Below are 16,790 nucleotides of genomic sequence, written 5' to 3'. Positions count from 1 at the left end.
TTCTCACAGAAGATGTCAACATTATTTTTTAAAAATTTTAATAATTCAAATAAATATTATTAAATTTTAGATACTTTTTTATTTTTCCGAAAAAGAAAATGATCTATATCAAAAACCTCCTCATCATGAACTGATTGAAGGAGGATCACCGCTTTTCCCAAACGGCCGCACACCAAAAAAAGGATAAATACATTTTGGTTGTCAAAGCATCATCATATGTACGAAGGAAAAGAATTCAATAGAAAAAGTCTACCCTAAACGGTAGACTTTTTTTATTTCGAATACAAATCCCAGCCAAGCTTGAGTGTGTCCACAATATAATTGGCGACTTCCTCAGCCTCTAAATGATCTGTTTCCACTCTTGAGTTATGAAGAGAATAAATCTCCCGGCGCTCTTCAAACAGCTCTTTCATCTCATCAAGTGTCCGGTTGTGAAGAACAGGACGGTTTTCGATTAAAATATCAAGCCGCTGCTTCCAATTCTCCCACGATAGATCAAGGAAAAGAACGGTACAATGCTTCAAGCAGGCGCGTTTGATTTCTTCCTGTTTGAATGCACCGCCTCCAAGGGAAACGATCTTGAGCTGTGTATGTTCACATAAATCGACGATATAATCCTTTTCAGCCTGCCTGAAGAATGCTTCTCCTTTTTGCTGAAACATCTCTGGAATCGTCATGTTGTACTTTTTCTCAATCTCCTGATCGACATCAATAAAATCTCTATATAGCTTTTTGGCAACCAGCTGCCCAATGGTTGTTTTCCCAACACCCATAAAGCCAATGAGGACAATATTCCGCTGTCTTACAGGAATTTCTCTATTGATTTTCATGGTCGTGACACGTCCTCCCTACGACAAGGAATGCTACATAATGTTTCTATTATATGATAAATGGAGTGCGAAAAGATAGGCAATCTTAAAAATTGTGTTTGACGACGTAGCCGAGCTGTTCAGAAAGCCTCTGTGCCTGTTCTTTCACTTTTTGCTGCAGCTGAGGAATGACTTCTTCAGTAAACCGATGGGTTGGACCAGATATGGATAAACAGGCTTTCACTTCACCATGAATGTTAAAGATTGGTGCCGCTACTGCCGCAGATCCTACCTCGCGTTCATCAATGCTGCAAGAAGTATATGTGTCAAGAATATGTTTACGTTCCTTTTGCCAGTCACCCTTCATCACATGAGCAGCCTCAGACGCTAATACTTTTTGTTGAAATTCTTCACTTTGAAATGCCAATAATACCTTTCCGCCTGCACCTGCGTACAATGGCAGCTTCTCACCAATCTTGACAAGATGCCGAATCGATTGCAGCCCTTCCGCTTGTTCAATACAAACCCTGCTTGTTGAATCCAGTACATACAGGTTGACGGTTTCCTTTGTTTCATCACGAAGTGAGTACATGAGTGGCTTAGCCAGTTCCCTCAATTTAATGGACTTCCCTGCAATGTATCCGAGGAGATAAAGCCTTTGACCCAATCGGTATTTCATTGTTTCTTGATTCTTCTCCACAAAATGATTCATTTCAAGTGCCTTGAGCAGTCTCGTTGTCGTAGACATTGCTAAATTCATCTCTTTTGAAATATCCGTTAGCGTCAGCTCTTGACGTTCTTCACTAAAACAATAAAGAATATCCAAAGCACGCTGAACTGTACGCAGTCCTGATTCTTCTTTTGACTTTTTATCCGCCATGTTCATTTTCTCCTTTTCCCCTTTGATTTCTTATCGACATCAACGATCGATTTTGCTATAATCCATTTTAAACGTTCCACTAAAAGAAAACAAATTCCACCAGTCGGAATAAAATCACTTGAAGATATTTGATGGAGGAGATATTTGAATGTACCTGCTCGTTTTTACACTTCTTATCAGTCTATATATTGTTCATCAACTATTTCCTGCTCCTATACTCTCCTATTTTGTTGGTCTGCTGGCTGCTGCTTCACTCACCATTTCTTTTAAGAAAGCAAGCGGTCTTTATTTGAAAACAGGTGCTGTATTTCTCATCATTGGATTGTTCTTATTCTTCTTATCCGGCCAGCCATTGCACACGTTTTTTCTTCACTTTCATTCCATGCTGGGCTTGCTTTCTCTCTTTTTCATGCTGCCTTTTATTCATTCTCTCATACATGTTGGACATTTCGATACACAATTAAATAAACTGCTCACACTGCATACAACGAACTCAAACCAGCTTTATCGCAAGAGTTCATTTGTCACTCATATTCTCGGCATGTTTTTAAATATCGCGACGATTCCTTTACTATATACATCGCTCAAACCGTCGCTCGAATCCCTAAAAGAACAAGTGAAACAACATCTTTATACACGCAACCTCTTAAGGTCATATGCATTATGTTTAAGCTGGAGTCCTGTTGAAGTGCTGGTAAGCGTCACCATTGATGCAACCAAACTAAAATATTATCAAATTGCACCTATTACTTTTGGTTTAATGGTCGTCGTGCTGGCGATAGATTGGATGCTTTTTTCTCGTCAAAGCAAACGATTACCAAACATCATTCAGTCTCCAGAAACAAACGCCAATCCTCATCGAATTAAGCGAAAAACCCTTCAGCTCGCTTTCATGCTGCTAGGTTTTATGACAGTCGTCTCACTTGTCGATGCATGGATTGGGAAAGGCTATTTATTCGCTGTAGTACTGACGATTATTCCATTTGCTCTATTATTCTCTTCTGTTATCAAAAAAAGAAAACAATATATCGCTGTCTCTGTGCCTCATTGGAAAGAAAGAACCCGTCAGCTCTCCAACTATATGTGTCTATTTTTAAGTGCAGGCTTCTTTGTCGATATGCTCCTTGCGACAAACAGTATGCAGCCGATTCAAGCATTTATTGTCAGTATATCAGACCATGCCATTTGGGTTTATTGTGTCATTGGGTTGTATTTTCTGATCACCGCCCTTTGCGGTTTTCACCCGCTCGTCTCACTTGCTTTGTTAGTCAGCATGATGGCACCAGTCATCCATGAACTGCCTGCTCTTCCCATTGCCATCATGCTGATCGTTGCTGGCACATCAACTGTCATGTTTAGCCCTTTTAATGTTTCTGTCTCCTTATTGGCTGATTTGATGAAGGTCAATCCTTACCGTATCACTCGCTGGAATATATGGTTTGCCAGCCTTTATATCAGCATGGGTATCGCATGTGCAGCGATCATCACCGTTATCTTTTATACATAAAAAAGAGAACTCACCTTGGTATGAGTTCTCTTTTGCTTTCTCACTATGGTTTTAATTGAATACGTTCAATTTTACCTACGATAAAAATGTACGACAATGCCCCGCCTAAAGCGACTAAACTGACGAATAAAATTCCTCCATTGTAAGAGCCTGTCGCCGACACGATGAATCCGATAATCAACGGAGTGATGATCCCAGCTAAATTAGCAAAAAAGTTAAATACGCCGCCAGCCAGCCCAACCATTTCCCGCGGTGCCACCTCAGACAGCATCGTCCAAGAGATATTAGACAGTCCTTGCGCAAATGAAGCGATGGATAAAATGGTCAGCACAAGCGGGATATTTGTTGTAAAGTTTGCTAAAACAATGGTACTCGTCATCAGCAAGCCAACCACTACTGGCAGCTTCCTCGCTACATTCACTGATACGCCCTTTTTAAGCAGCCAATCAGACACATAACCTCCAAACAAGACCCCAAAGAATGCAGCAATATAAGGAAGAGAAGCAGCAAAACCTACCTTGAGAAACGCCATATTTTTCGCCTCTGCCAAATAGGTCGGAAACCACGTTAAAAAGAAAAAAAGGGTAGACGCAACAGAGAATTGGCCAATATAAAGCCCGATCAATTTACGATATTTTAGAAGGGCGGCAAAGTCTGCCCATTTCAGCTTCTCCTGTGATGCGACTGTCAGCCCATCGCCTTGCCGGATTAATTCTAACTCATCTTCATTTATCTTCGGATGCTCTTTCGGTTCGTGATAATACTTGTACCAAAAGAAAGCAAATATGATACCGAGCGCACCTGCCGTAATGAAGACGGTTCTCCAATCGAAAGTCGTCATGATCCAAAATAGAAGAGGTGTCGCAAATGCAAGACCCACATACTCTCCAGCAGTATAAACACCTGTTGCAAAAGCCCGTTCCCGCCTTGGAAACCATGTGGTGACAATACGGTTATTTGCAGGAAAAGCGGGAGATTCTGTAATTCCAATAAACAAACGGCAGCCGAATAAAAAGGCAAAGCTGTTCGCAAACGCCTGTAAGCCTGTGAAAATAGACCAAGTAACGAGTGATATCCCATACGTTACCTTTGAGCCAAATTTATCGAGAATAAAACCGCCTGGTATTTGCATCGCTGTATATGTCCAGCTAAATGCCGAAAAAATCAAGCCTAATAAGGCAGGATTTAATTGCAATGAAGATTGAATCGCAGGAGCAACAATGGATACACTAGCTCGATCAATATAATTAATAGCGGTAATAAAAAACAACAGAATCAATATGCCAAAACGGGCTTTCGTTGGTTTCACATATGCGGGCTGCAATTCATTCCCCTTCAGTTCTGAATGCACTTTCATAACCATCCTCCTTTGTTTCCGCAGCGTGCGGTTCGGTTGAGCGTATTAAATAACCCCTTTTTCTTCTAACTGCTTACACTCTTCTTCTGTTAAGCCAAGCATATTTGTTAAAATCTCATAATTATGTTCGCCTAAATCAGGTGCAATGTGACGGATACTTCCAGGTGTTTTTTCAAACTTCGGAATGATCCCAGGCACCTTCACTTTTCCAAGACGAGGGTGATGCACCTCGACGATATTCTCTCGTGCTTTAAATTGCGGATGCTCAAAAATATCCCGAATACTTAAGATTGGGCTCACAGGAACACCATGTGTATCTAAAATTTCTAATACGTCATCCCTTGTTTTCGACGCGATCCATTGTGAAACGATCGCATCCATTTCTTTGTTATGCTTCAGCCTGGATGCATTGACCGCAAATTTTTCATTCTCTAGTAAATCTAATCGATTCATCGCCTCTGCCAATCGATTGAAGGTCGAATCTGTACTCGTCACAAGAACCAAATAATGACCATCCTTTGTCTCATAGGTACCGGCAGGGCTTGAATGTCCGCTTAGCCCCGGTGAACGCTCACGAACCTTCCCAAGCTTGTCATATTCTGCAACCAAAAACTCTAACATACGAAACACAGATTCATAGAGGGCCAAATCCACCATTTGCCCAGTTCCTTCTGGATGTGTATCCCTGTAATACATCGCTGTCACAGTAGCAAACGCCACATAGATGCCAGCAATATAATCAGTGAGAGAAAAGGAAGGGCTGACTGGATGCCGGTCTGGAAACCCTTGAATATATGTAAAGCCGCTAAACGCTGTCGCTGGTGTTCCAAATCCGGCTTTGTCCTTAAACGGACCCGTTTGCCCATAACCCGATACACGAATCATAATTAAACGAGGGTTGATTTCTTTTAACACATCGTACCCAACGCCCCATTTTTCGAGTGTTCCAGGGCGGAAATTTTCAATCAGCACATCGACCTGACCCGCAAGCTTTTTAAAAATGTCCTTTGCTTCGTCTTTGTGCAGATCCAGTGTAAGGGATTTCTTATTCCGCGAGAGACCTGACCATCTAAGTGGTTCTCCATCTGCAAAAGGGCCGACATGCCGCAGCGTATCGCCTTTGCCAGGAATCTCGACTTTGATGACCTCTGCTCCAAAATCCCCTAGAAGCACCGCGCCATAGGGTGCAGCAATCATCGTAGAGACGTCTAATATTTTTATTCCTTCGAGCGGTGTATTCATATTCATTGCTTGACTCCCTTTCATTCATGTGATGAAGGGCTAAAATCATTCCTAATTTTAGCCCTTTTCATCTTTCTGATTGACCTGGAAGGCCCTGATGATTCAAAAGGAGGGCTTACCGGTGCATTTTTTTAATCCTTCGGAAGCTGCCCTTGCGGTGTGTAGAGCCAAATGAGCCATAAAGGTTCATCTCCTGTATTGACATGCTGGTGCGGGACACCGTCAGGAATGAACATAAAATCATTTTGTTTAAAGGACTGCCTTTCTCCATCACAAATGACTTCGCCAGATCCTTTAATCACAAAATCAAATTCCTCTGAACCCGGGTGATTGTGCACTGAACTTGCTTCCCCTGGTTCAAAAATGGTGAGACCCGCCATCATATGTTCTGAACCAACTGTATCCGGTGTAATGGTTTGAAATACCTTTCGAACCATTTGCTCCTCTGGACGATCTAAGCCTAACCATAATGGGTTCCCATCTTGAAACGGATTCAATACTTTAATTTTCATTGTTCATTCCTCCCTCGTTCTGTTTAATTCACGCTGACATGTGAGCGCTTTGAATTTGGTGAATAAATATCATTAATGTTCCAATGTCCATCCGTAGGAACAGGATCATTTTTCATTGCTACATCAATAACGCAAGGCTCCTGAGAAGCAATGGCTTCAGCTAAAGCTTCTTTGAATTCAGAAGCAGAGGTGATTTTAATCCCCTGCATTCCATAACCTCTCGCAATGGCAGCAAAATCCGGTGAATAGCTTTCTCCATCTTTTCTGAAAACAGTGCCGTACGTCGTTTCATAGTGCGCCATTTGCAAGCCGGCTATTGTGCCAAACGCACTGTTATTCATCACAATCCACACAACAGGAATGTTCTCTTCAACGGCTGTTGCGAGAACGGATGGATTTTGACCGAAGCCGCCGTCTCCAACGAGTGACACAACGACACGCTCAGGCTGGGCAATCTTCGCCCCAAGTGCGGCAGGGGCTCCAAATCCCATCGTTGCAAAGCCGCCTGGCGTTAAAATGGTTCCTGGCGTGAGCACAGGAAATTGCTGTCCGACCCCATTTTTATTCCAGCCAACATCCGTTGTAATAAAGGCATCTGACGGCAATACTTCCCGCACTTCCTGCAAAATTCGCTGCGGCTTCATTGGGAAGGATTCATCTTGAATATTCGTCAGATTGCTAGCCTGAAAATCCTTACGATATGCCGCAATTTCCTTTTTCAATTCAGGACGATTCAGTCCTTTTGGCAGCCTTTCTCTCGCCACTCGATTGAGTACAGTCAAGGCTTGCTTAAGATCGGCTACCGCTCCAATTTCAACAGGGTAGTTCCGGCCAATTTCATTCGGATCTATGTCGATATGAATGAGCTTGGTTGATTGGAAATTGAACGTATACTCCGATTCCCACGAGCTCGCATCAGCTTCAGCAAAACGGGTGCCTAAAGCCAATATATAATCCGCTTCTTTGCACTGATCATTGATAAATTTTGTTCCCCAAAACCCTGTCATTCCAAGGGTCATTGGGTGATCATCCGGCATGGCTCCTTTCCCCATTAAAGAATGGGCGACAGGGATACTTAGATGGTCAGAAAATGCCTTTAATTCTTCAGCTGCATCAGCTAATAAAATGCCTCCCCCTACATATAAGAGCGGCCTTTCTGCCTGCAGCAATCGATCTAATATCCGATTGGCCGTTTGATCATCAATAGAAGGTTTTTCAATGGTATGTGTATGATGGTTGATTTGTTCAAACAGGGACACATCTAGGTCTTTTGAGAACACATCCATTGGAACAGAAATAAGCACCGGGCCAGGACGGCCGCTTTCAGCTAACTGAAATGCTTTTGATAAAATCTCTGGAAATAATTCTGGAATATCGACTCGCCATGCTCTTTTCACAAACGGCCGGTAAATTTCGTATTGAGAGGCATCGGAATGAAGATTGATCTCTTGATGTGGGTGCTTTCCGTAATAATGACTTGGGACATCTCCTGCAATGACAACCATTGGAATGGAATCAAGTGCTGCATTCGCTACCCCTGTTGCCGCATTGGTGAGTCCAGGTCCTAGATGACTGAGCACAACAGCCGTCTGTTTCTTCGCTCGCGCATAACCATCTGCTGCATGTGCCGCTATCTGTTCATGCCTGACATTTACAAATTGAATCGAGCTTTTCTCAAGCGCTGATAAAAAAGCAATATTCGTATGACCGCAGAGACCGAAAATATGCTCGACTCCCCGATTTTCTAAGTACTGAATCACCTGTGTAGAAATATTCTTCTTCATGTTTCTCTCCTCTCACGGTGCAGCTATGAATCTGCTACTCACTTATTCTTTGAAAACACAATAGATAGAACATTGTTCAAATCCTGTATCGCCACTTGCCCGGGAGCTGAGCTTTCTTTCCCTACAGCAAAGGTCATCACAGATCCAAAAAGCCCGCCAATCATTCTTGTAAAAGCCCCGTATTCCCCCATTGCCATCGAAATAACGGGAATTGACAGCTGCTTTTTCGCATGGCTGGTCGCCGAGAGCAGTGTTAATGCATCGTCATAGGAATGCGGCATCACTGCGATCTTTGCGATATCGGCGCCGACTGATTCTGCATTGACCAATAGCTGCACGAGCCGATCCACCTCAGGGGTGCGATCGAAATCGTGATACGACACAATCAAGGTAACGCCATGTCTTTTAGCCGCCTGACTGACTTGCTGTATATGTGTCACATCATGCATCAATTCATAATCAAGAGCGGCCACAAGCTGTGTGGAACAAAGCTCGGCAAGCAGAGAAACCTTCTCAGATTCTGAGAGTGATATCCTTTCGCCTCCCTCCTTTTCAGAGCGAATCGTGAATAAAAATGGGATGCCCTTTGCCTTTTCTACCATTCCCTTAAGGGTTTCTATCACTTGATCCTTGTCATGAAGTTGATGAAAAAAATCCGCGCGCCACTCTATCACATAAGGCTTCTTCTCTGTTAACACCTCGACCTCATGAAACAATTCTTCCTTTGTTTGTCCGATGAGCGGCGTACAAATCATTGGCTGACCGCCTGTCTGCACACTTTTTGCCTTTTGCTGAAATGCATTCACATTCATACGCCCCTTTCACAGACCATTTGGAAGCACGACCATTTTGGTTTCGGTCATCTCCTCGATGGCGAAACGCGGACCTTCTCTTCCAAGGCCACTTCGTTTAATCCCGCCATAAGGCCAATGATCCAATCTAAAATTCGATGTCCCATTGATGACAACCCCGCCAGTTTCAAGCTCTTTTGCTGCGTGTAATGCCACATCCAGCTGATTCGTAAAGATCCCTGCCTGCAAACCATATCGGCTATCATTTGCTTCTTTAATTGCCTCCTCCAGCTCCTCATAAGGGAGAATGCTGACAACTGGGCCGAACACTTCCTCACAGACGACCTTGGCCTGTTTCGGAGGGTTTAGCAAAATAGCCGGTGTAATGCTCGCTCCATTTCTTTTCCCCCCGCATAAAAGCTGGGCACCCATGCTCTCTGCCTCTTGTATCCATGCCTCAATACGCTGCGCGGCCTGTACATCGACCATACAGCCGATATCACTCTCACTGGACAGCGGATCTCCAACAACAAGCTGCTCTACTTTTTGTTTTAATACATCAGTAAACGACGGCATCATTTCCTGATGGACATAAATTCTTTGAACAGAAATACAGCTTTGACCGGAATTACTAAAGCCTGTTTTGGCACACATGGATGCGGCTTGTTCAATATCTGCATCGTGATGAACAATCGTCGCGCCATTCCCTCCGAGTTCGAGCAGTACCTTTTTTAATCCCGCAGAGGTTGTAATATGTTCGCCTCCAGCAGCCCCGCCGGTAAAAGAGATGAGATTCGTTCTTTCATCAGTGACTAACTGTTTCCCAGCCTCGACCCCGCCAATCACAAGCTGCAAACCAGCCTGAGGAAATCCTGCTTCGAGAAGGAGTTTGACAAATGCTGTGGCAACAGCTGATGTTTGCGGTGCGGGCTTCAAAATGATGACATTCCCTCCCGCAAAGGCCGGACCGACTTTGTGACAAATTAAGTTGAGCGGTGCATTAAAAGGGGTAATCGCCAGCACAACTCCGACTGGTACTTTAAATGTCATGGCCATTGCTCCCTGTCCGCGCGATGATACATTGCCAGGAATGGTCTCACCTATTAATCGATTCGCTTCTTCCGCCGACTGCGCCAGCGTCTCAATTGATCGCGAAACTTCATCTCTTGTATTTTTAAGCGGTTTGCCTAATTCTAGCGAAATCAGTTTTGCAAAATGGTCTTTTTGTTCTTCAAGCAAGGTGGCTGCTTTTGTTAGTAGCTTTGAGCGTTCGATTGCTGATAATCCCGCTATTTGTTTTTTAGCATGCTGCGCACTAGAAAGTGCCTGTTCTATGTCTTCTGATGAGGCGAGATAGGATGTTCCGATCCTTTCTCCTGAGTAAGGATTGATGATATCTGTTTTCACACGACCTGTATCCAGCCACTCGCCGTTTATATATGACAACGCTTTTAAACCACTCAAATTTTTTCTCCCTCCTTCAAGTGCCGCGTTCCATGTCCTGCATAACGAACCAATCTTTCTTCATTCGGACAAGGTCCTTTCACGAGGGCTCCTTTTGTCAGCTCCTCATATGCATGCGCCACGATGCCCATTCCTCTGGATAAGGAAAAAATGCCTTTTGCTGCTTCTGCTGGGATGTTTAATTCACATTGGATGGCAGCAGATACACCATCTATATTCATCGTGATTTTCTTCCCTTTCAGTTGTTCAAGCTCATGTCTAATCGCTTCGGCTAACCGTAAATATGTGCCGCTGATCAGACCTTGCTGGACATATGTGTGACTCAGCTCATATAGACGTCTCACCCTCGGATCATCATCATGAAGCTGATGGCCGATTCCCGGGATTTTTTCCTTGCGATTTAACCATGTTTGACACACTTGCTTTGCCGCAGACTGTATATCCTTTTGTTCATCGTAGACCGCTTTGGCTTCGTATAACATACGCATGGCCTTCTCTCCGGCTCCACCATGAATGTCACCTAATAGATTCACCCCTGTTGCAACAGAGGAATTAAACGAAATGCCGCAAGTCACCGCCATTCTAGCTGCTGCAATAGATGGCGCTCTTGGTCCATGGTCCGCACCTGCGACAAGAACACTTTCAAAAAGATCTGCTTTTGAATCATCCAATAATTCACCAACAAGCAGTAAATAGAGCATTTGTGGATACGACAATTCACCAATCAGTTCTTCAATCGGATACCCTCGTAGTTCAATTGAATTTTTTTGAATATGACTAATCTCAGTCTCCCACCAAGCGCCTCCCTCTTTGTAAATTTCCAGTGCACTTCGATTTTTCATTGTGTCAATCATTCCTTTAGCTTCTTATTTAGAGGTGAATCACCCTTTTATTCCATCCAGTGGAATCTAATTTCACTTTTCGGAATGTGGTTTCATTGTAAGCGCATTCTTTTCGTTCGTCAATTATTTTTTCTGAAAATACTGTCAACAGAAATGAAATTAAGTGAATCGAACTAATTATGTTTGCTATTATTGTTCAAAAAAATCAATATTTAGTTAAATGGACTTAAGTAGATCGTTCTACTAATTTAATGAATTTTTGGTTATTTTGTCAAACCCAATTCGACATAAAAAGACCTCTCCTTCTTCTGAAGAGGTCTCAGTATGATGTGAAATTGAAGTTTCCGACTGATAAGTATCCAGAAACAGCATGACACATAAAAAATGCTATAAAAAAGAGCGCTTCTGCCGTCTTCACGATTGATAAAGAAGGTGCCGATAAAAATAGAGACGAATCATTGAAAAACATACCAACAAAAAGGGCATATGATCGAAATGAATTCCCTATGGCTATGTGTGAAGAAGGCGGTGCAGGAGCCGATATAGAATAAATATCTCCTTCAGACAATCGAGGTGCGGGGCCGTACTGTTTGTTGTTGATTAGGGTTATGCAACTTTGAATTAGATCGCAGCTTATTCAAAAAATCCCTATCCAATTGGAAGGGATTTTTTCTGAGTGTCTGTTAGTGCATTGGTGTTGTTCAAGAAGAATTTCCAAATAGACAGACCCAAAAGGTCTGCCATTTTTCATGTACCTAATCGAATAGCCAACTCCATAGCAGTCTCGGTATGATTCAGATATGAACCACCAACCAACATCATGATCGCAAGACCAGCTAAAACAAAGCTTTTTTTAATGTTCATACAAACAGTCGCCCCTTCGAATTTGTTTTTGAGCGTACACCATTTGCTGATACAAATATACAGATTCCTCCATACGCTCACATTTAGTATAAAATTCTGCGGACTCTAATGCCAGTTCTTCTAAATATGGATAACCCCTAATGTTATCAAATCGTTTCAAAATATCCTTGAGATCATCAAGATTAAGTGGCTTTATATATAGGTTTACAAGAAAATCGTACAAAGATTCGAATAATTGATCAGGGTTTGATTTTAGATAATCTATGCCACGCTGCAAATATTCCTTGGCCAATTCATCGTTACCCAATTTAAAATGGATCAGAGCCTGCTGATAAAGGATTGCTCGTATGTGAGAATGACGTTTCAAATAAATTTCAGCTTCCTCCAAATGATCTAATGCCAACTGATATTTTTCCAAACTAGAATAACAGTGACCCAAGTTCATCAAACTTATACCAATCATTAATTCATCCTTAATCGCATGTGATTTTTCTAATGCTTTGTCTAAATGCGGGAGAGACTTTTCAGAACTGTTAAGATCAATATAATTTCCTGAAACAACAAAACGAGACTGAATTTCTCGGACAAGATAAGTCGGGTGCGCCTTATATGTATCAAGGGCTAGCATGATGTAATACATAGACATTTGAGTTTGCTTCATGTGATAGAAAATCTCTGCCATCTTGAAGTAAAACTCTGCTCTTTCAACTTCATCCGCCACTCGATCCAACCGTTTTTCTGCCTGTCGATAAAAAGTAATCGCAGTAATGTAATCACCTTGCGAAAACTCATACATCCCTTTGAAAAAATTAAAATAGTATTCCAGGATTCCAGTAAGCTTCCGCCCTTGCCCTTCAACTGATCGCAGGTACTCCGCTTTGTTTAATTTCCGAGCTCCTAGATTCATGTATTCAAGCATTTGTTCGTGGCGGAATTCCATAAGCTGAAAATAAAGAACAGCTTGCTCATCTTCCTCCATGATGTCTAAATCCCTTCTGATCTCACTCCGAAGCATTTCCGCATCTGTTACATTCAGCCTCTTGATATTCTGATACCATTCATTAATCTTCTGACCGATTTTCGCTGAAGATACAGCTGCCATTTATTCATCCCCCTCAATTTTTGCCGTTTTATGTTAAATCCTAGCACATGAAATACGTCCAAAACCCATTTTAGTTCCAATTTTGAAAATTTTCGGTATCTCGCAAACAGATTTTCAAACTGATTTCAGTAGCCAAAACGAAAAAACACATTTAAAGCCCTTATAAGCGTTTTTGACACACCACCCCTACTTTTAATACCTAAACAAAAAAAGCAATCAGAATCAAATCTGAGCGACCTCAACTGAAATTTTTAAGTAAACCTCTATGTAAGTGTTAAAATCTATTGATTTCCGTCAAGCGCCTTTCAAGAAGCAGCCTAGCTCTTTCTTTTTCGTTTTCGTTCCTCATTAGCTTTGATTAAAAACAAAACTGAAAGACCTAGAATGAGTAATCCTATCTCAAACAGGTTTATTCCTACTTCTACCTTCACATGATTCACCTCTGCAGTGACTGGATTTTATCACAAAAAAAATCCGTCAAAATGAAGCACTGGAAAATAAAAAAAATGCTTGCGGACACCGCAAGCAAAATGGAATTTTTTCAACAAAAACATAATATTAAGAAACAAAAAAACAAGCTCTCCAGCCTGTTCATTAGCGATAATTGACAATCTAATTCTTCTCTATTCGAAATTTCTCCTCCCAATTAAAAGAACCTTAATTGCGGACACCGCAACTGAAAAATAAAATTTCCACCATATTACCAATTATCAAGAAATAAATGGTAGCATTTGAATATATCAAAGAAAGTGAGTGATTTTTATAAGCCCATGTCTCTTATGACTCTTTATGCAACCATTTTTTAGACTCTCTTATGATCCCCCAAAATAGGAACCTGTACAGAACTACAAGCAAGAAAAAAGTATAAACAAATTCAAAGGGAGAGAATGGTTCATAATCAATTATGTATGCATTAATAAACACTATTACCAAAGAAAACAATTCCATCAAAGAATCTATAAATCTGTTTTCTTTGAACACGTCCCTTGTCTTTTTGAAATTAAAGATGTCTTTAATTTCCCCACTGGAAAGTCCTTTGATTAAAGCTAACCCTATCAAGTACACACCAAAAGACATCTCAAAGGAAAAACTCAACATCTGAGTGATTACACAATAAATCAAAGTGAATAAGAATAAATACATTTTATTACTCTCCTTAACCTCTAAGTATTCCACCCCAATAGAAGGAAATATCATGTATGCGTTACCCCAAAAAACAAATAGGAGTGGTACGTATGTTTAAAAAATTTCTAGTAGTGTTATGTGTACTTACTATTACATTTGGTTTCTCTTCTCCAATGATTAGTCATGCCAGTCAAGGTAATAATGAGACCCCTCCAGTCAGTGTAGATAAAAAACAATTGGAATTAGCAGAGAAACTATCTAATTACTTCGAATTAGATAAGGATGGAAATATTCATTTTACAGCTGATAAAGAAACCCTTATGGAAATGGGAATTTCAGAACACGACAGTCTACTAATGACTTCAATGAAATCAGAAGAATTTAGCTTTGAAGAGAATGAGAAAAAAGGTGACATGCAGACATTAGGTTTTGTAGGTTTACACCTCAAATTAGGACCGAAAGTTAGAAGCATGAATGCCATAGTAGCAGGTGGATTTGCAGCCGGATATATCGGTTGGTACACAAGTCGAATTGCTGCTGCTGGACCATGGGGTGCTGGAGCCGCTGCGGCTATTACTGCTGGAACCTCTGGTGCTGTTGCATGGGCAGTTAAAAACAAATATAAGAAAGTTGATGTAGGCGTAAATATTATGTTTGTTGATTTAGCATATACTGTAAAAATACCTTAAAAATTACTGTTAAGCAACAATAAATAAAAAAGGCCTCCCACAGACCTAGCCTAGCTTGGCTAGGTCTGTGGCAATCTTTTTCATGTTCTGGCACGCAGCTGTGAGAAGAACTTGCTCACTCACATTCTGTTTTCCTCTCAACCAACAGTAGCGAAGCCCATGCAGTTATTTTGAATCTGCAAATCTTCGCTCTATTTTTTCTTTTCTCTTTTTATATAACTTTTTTCCAGAGATAGACAGACGATTTTGTCTAATCTTTTCTTTTTGTTCCTCCCATACATGTCTTGAGATCACTTTTTGATGATTTTTCGATCTTGTACAGCTTTCAAGGAAAGGACAAGAAACGCATTTTTTAGGGTCTGATTTATAGTACCTATAACCTTTTCGGACAGTTGTCGTATATGATAGCTTTTCACCATTTGGGCATATGTAATGATCATGTTTAAAATGATACTGGAATTTCCTCTTGTTCGATGAAAGCGTCTATGTGCGATGACACCAAAAATGCGGCGATCGGATAAATCCTTTACAGATTGATGTTGTCAAATAACCAGAATCAAGGGCAACCGCTTCTACTTGAAAATCAAATCGGGTGATTTGATGATCCAATCGATCAAGAGAAGGACGACCTTTATTCTCACTATAATAAGGTTTGACTTTGTCTATGATAAATGAAAAATCAATGTACTGATCAATTTTACGAAGCAGGTGATCCTCTTCGACCAGTTGATCTAGTAATACAAATTCGGCTTCGTGCTGAGAAGAATTTCTAGTGTGGAACATAAGAAAAAACACCTCCTTTAGTGGACTTATCTCTATTATAAAATTTGGAGATGGAAACTTTAAGGAAAAAAATAAAGCTGTCGAGATTTTCTCGACAGCCTGATACCTCTCCATCTTCTGGAGAGGTTTCTTTTTTATTTCCACCAGTCATCAAACATGGAAGCAGGTACTTGGCGTTTATGCTCTGATTGAACATAGCGCTTTTCAATCGCTTCTGCTGCTTGATCTGACACTGGTTTTCCTTCTAAGTAATCATCAATTTCATTGTACGTAATGCCGAGTTCTGTTTCATCCGTTTGCTGAGGCTTGTCGTCCAGCAGATCGGCTGTTGGTTTCTTTAAGTACAGGCGCTCCGGCGCTTCTAGCGCTTCGAGTAGCGCCCGTCCTTGGCGTTTTGTCAAACCTGTGAGCGGGAGAACATCTGCACCGCCATCACCATACTTCGTGAAGAAGCCGGTTACTGCTTCAGCTGCATGATCTGTACCGATGACAAGCAATCCTTCCTCACCACCAACAGCATATTGCGCGATCATTCTCATGCGTGCTTTGACATTCCCTTTATTAAAGTCAGACAATGGGCCGCCAGTTTCCTTTTGATATTGATCACTGAATGCTGACACGGCAGGTGCAATATCATATTTCCACGACTTGTCTGGCTGAATAAATGATAGGGCGAGCTGTGCATCATCTTCATCCTGCTGCACACCATGCGGAAGGCGTACCGCAATAAAGACCGCATCCTCTTTTCCTTCTTGACGAAGCTCACTGACAGCAAGCTGTGCAAGACGTCCGGCAAGCGTTGAATCCTGCCCACCGCTAATACCGAGAACAAATCCTTTTGCACCGGTTTTTTTCAAGTACTCTTTTAGAAATCCAACCCGTTTTTCGATCTCCTGCTTTGGGTCAATTGAGGGCTGCACATGCAACTCTTGGCTGATCTTTTTCTGCAAACTCATACACTTTTCCTCCTAAGCATCCTCTACATGAAGAGAACAGGTTTTACTCACAATTCATTGATTTAACAACGTTTTTTGAATCT

General features: G+C 41.5%; 13 protein-coding genes and 2 pseudogenes. 3 read left to right on the top strand and 12 right to left on the bottom strand.

Annotated elements, in window-relative coordinates; all coding sequences use genetic code 11:
- Positions 1-272: 272 nt before the first annotated feature.
- Positions 273-830, bottom strand: a complete 558-nt coding sequence (locus BAE31_RS13725) for a shikimate kinase (RefSeq protein WP_003214270.1) — start codon at positions 828-830, stop codon at positions 273-275.
- An 85-nt stretch (positions 831-915) separates the two neighbouring features.
- Positions 916-1,689, bottom strand: a complete 774-nt coding sequence (locus BAE31_RS13720; RefSeq protein WP_041106635.1) for an IclR family transcriptional regulator — start codon at positions 1,687-1,689, stop codon at positions 916-918.
- 148 nt (positions 1,690-1,837) lie between these two features.
- On the opposite strand from BAE31_RS13720, the gene BAE31_RS13715 reads away from it, so the two are divergent.
- Positions 1,838-3,196, top strand: coding sequence for a hypothetical protein (locus BAE31_RS13715; protein WP_076840691.1), 1,359 nt, complete (start codon positions 1,838-1,840; stop codon positions 3,194-3,196).
- 43 nt (positions 3,197-3,239) lie between these two features.
- On the opposite strand, the gene BAE31_RS13710 is transcribed toward BAE31_RS13715, so the two are convergent.
- The 7 genes from BAE31_RS13710 to BAE31_RS13680 form a co-directional block, all read right to left on the bottom strand.
- Positions 3,240-4,553, bottom strand: a complete 1,314-nt coding sequence (locus tag BAE31_RS13710; RefSeq protein WP_025092799.1) for an MFS transporter — start codon at positions 4,551-4,553, stop codon at positions 3,240-3,242.
- Between the two features lie 45 nt (positions 4,554-4,598).
- Positions 4,599-5,801 (bottom strand): CaiB/BaiF CoA transferase family protein, encoded by a 1,203-nt coding sequence (locus BAE31_RS13705; protein WP_080701232.1) that lies wholly within the window; start codon positions 5,799-5,801, stop codon positions 4,599-4,601.
- Between the two features lie 125 nt (positions 5,802-5,926).
- Complete coding sequence (locus BAE31_RS13700; protein WP_024424330.1) at positions 5,927-6,307, bottom strand: cupin domain-containing protein; 381 nt, start codon at positions 6,305-6,307, stop codon at positions 5,927-5,929.
- 23 nt (positions 6,308-6,330) lie between these two features.
- Positions 6,331-8,091, bottom strand: a complete 1,761-nt coding sequence (locus BAE31_RS13695) for a thiamine pyrophosphate-binding protein (protein ID WP_076840690.1) — start codon at positions 8,089-8,091, stop codon at positions 6,331-6,333.
- A gap of 38 nt (positions 8,092-8,129) precedes the next feature.
- A complete protein-coding gene (aroD, locus tag BAE31_RS13690) occupies positions 8,130-8,903 on the bottom strand; it encodes a type I 3-dehydroquinate dehydratase (RefSeq protein ID WP_076840689.1) in 774 nt (257 codons plus the stop codon).
- Between the two features lie 9 nt (positions 8,904-8,912).
- Positions 8,913-10,346, bottom strand: a complete 1,434-nt coding sequence (locus tag BAE31_RS13685; protein WP_041106639.1) for an aldehyde dehydrogenase family protein — start codon at positions 10,344-10,346, stop codon at positions 8,913-8,915.
- Positions 10,343-11,200, bottom strand: coding sequence for a citryl-CoA lyase (locus BAE31_RS13680; RefSeq protein ID WP_080769494.1), 858 nt, complete (start codon positions 11,198-11,200; stop codon positions 10,343-10,345). Before BAE31_RS13680 ends, BAE31_RS13685 begins: the two co-directional genes overlap by 4 nt.
- A 239-nt stretch (positions 11,201-11,439) precedes the next feature.
- On the opposite strand from BAE31_RS13680, the pseudogene BAE31_RS19955 reads away from it, so the two are divergent.
- Positions 11,440-11,736, top strand: a pseudogene (locus tag BAE31_RS19955) (NucA/NucB deoxyribonuclease domain-containing protein); the annotation flags it as partial.
- A 305-nt stretch (positions 11,737-12,041) separates the two neighbouring features.
- Here BAE31_RS19955 and BAE31_RS13675 read toward each other — a convergent pair.
- Positions 12,042-13,154 (bottom strand): Rap family tetratricopeptide repeat protein, encoded by a 1,113-nt coding sequence (locus BAE31_RS13675; protein ID WP_041106640.1) that lies wholly within the window; start codon positions 13,152-13,154, stop codon positions 12,042-12,044.
- Positions 13,155-14,389: 1,235 nt separating this feature from the next.
- On the opposite strand from BAE31_RS13675, the gene BAE31_RS13665 reads away from it, so the two are divergent.
- Positions 14,390-14,968, top strand: a complete 579-nt coding sequence (locus BAE31_RS13665) for a hypothetical protein (protein WP_003217212.1) — start codon at positions 14,390-14,392, stop codon at positions 14,966-14,968.
- Between the two features lie 45 nt (positions 14,969-15,013).
- On the opposite strand, the pseudogene BAE31_RS19390 reads toward BAE31_RS13665, so the two are convergent.
- Positions 15,014-15,751: pseudogene (locus BAE31_RS19390) on the bottom strand (transposase).
- Between the two features lie 134 nt (positions 15,752-15,885).
- Positions 15,886-16,707 carry an ammonia-dependent NAD(+) synthetase gene (nadE, locus tag BAE31_RS13650; RefSeq protein ID WP_024424335.1) on the bottom strand — a complete coding sequence of 274 codons (822 nt, stop codon included), beginning with the start codon at positions 16,705-16,707 and terminating at the stop codon, positions 15,886-15,888.
- Between the last annotated feature and the right edge of the window lie 83 nt (positions 16,708-16,790).

The organism is Bacillus sp. I-2 (assembly GCF_001974945.1).
Classification (GTDB): Bacteria; Bacillota; Bacilli; order Bacillales; family Bacillaceae; genus Bacillus; species Bacillus safensis.
Note: the sequence above shows the minus strand (reverse complement) of the source record. Positions and strands in the feature narration are given on the sequence as shown.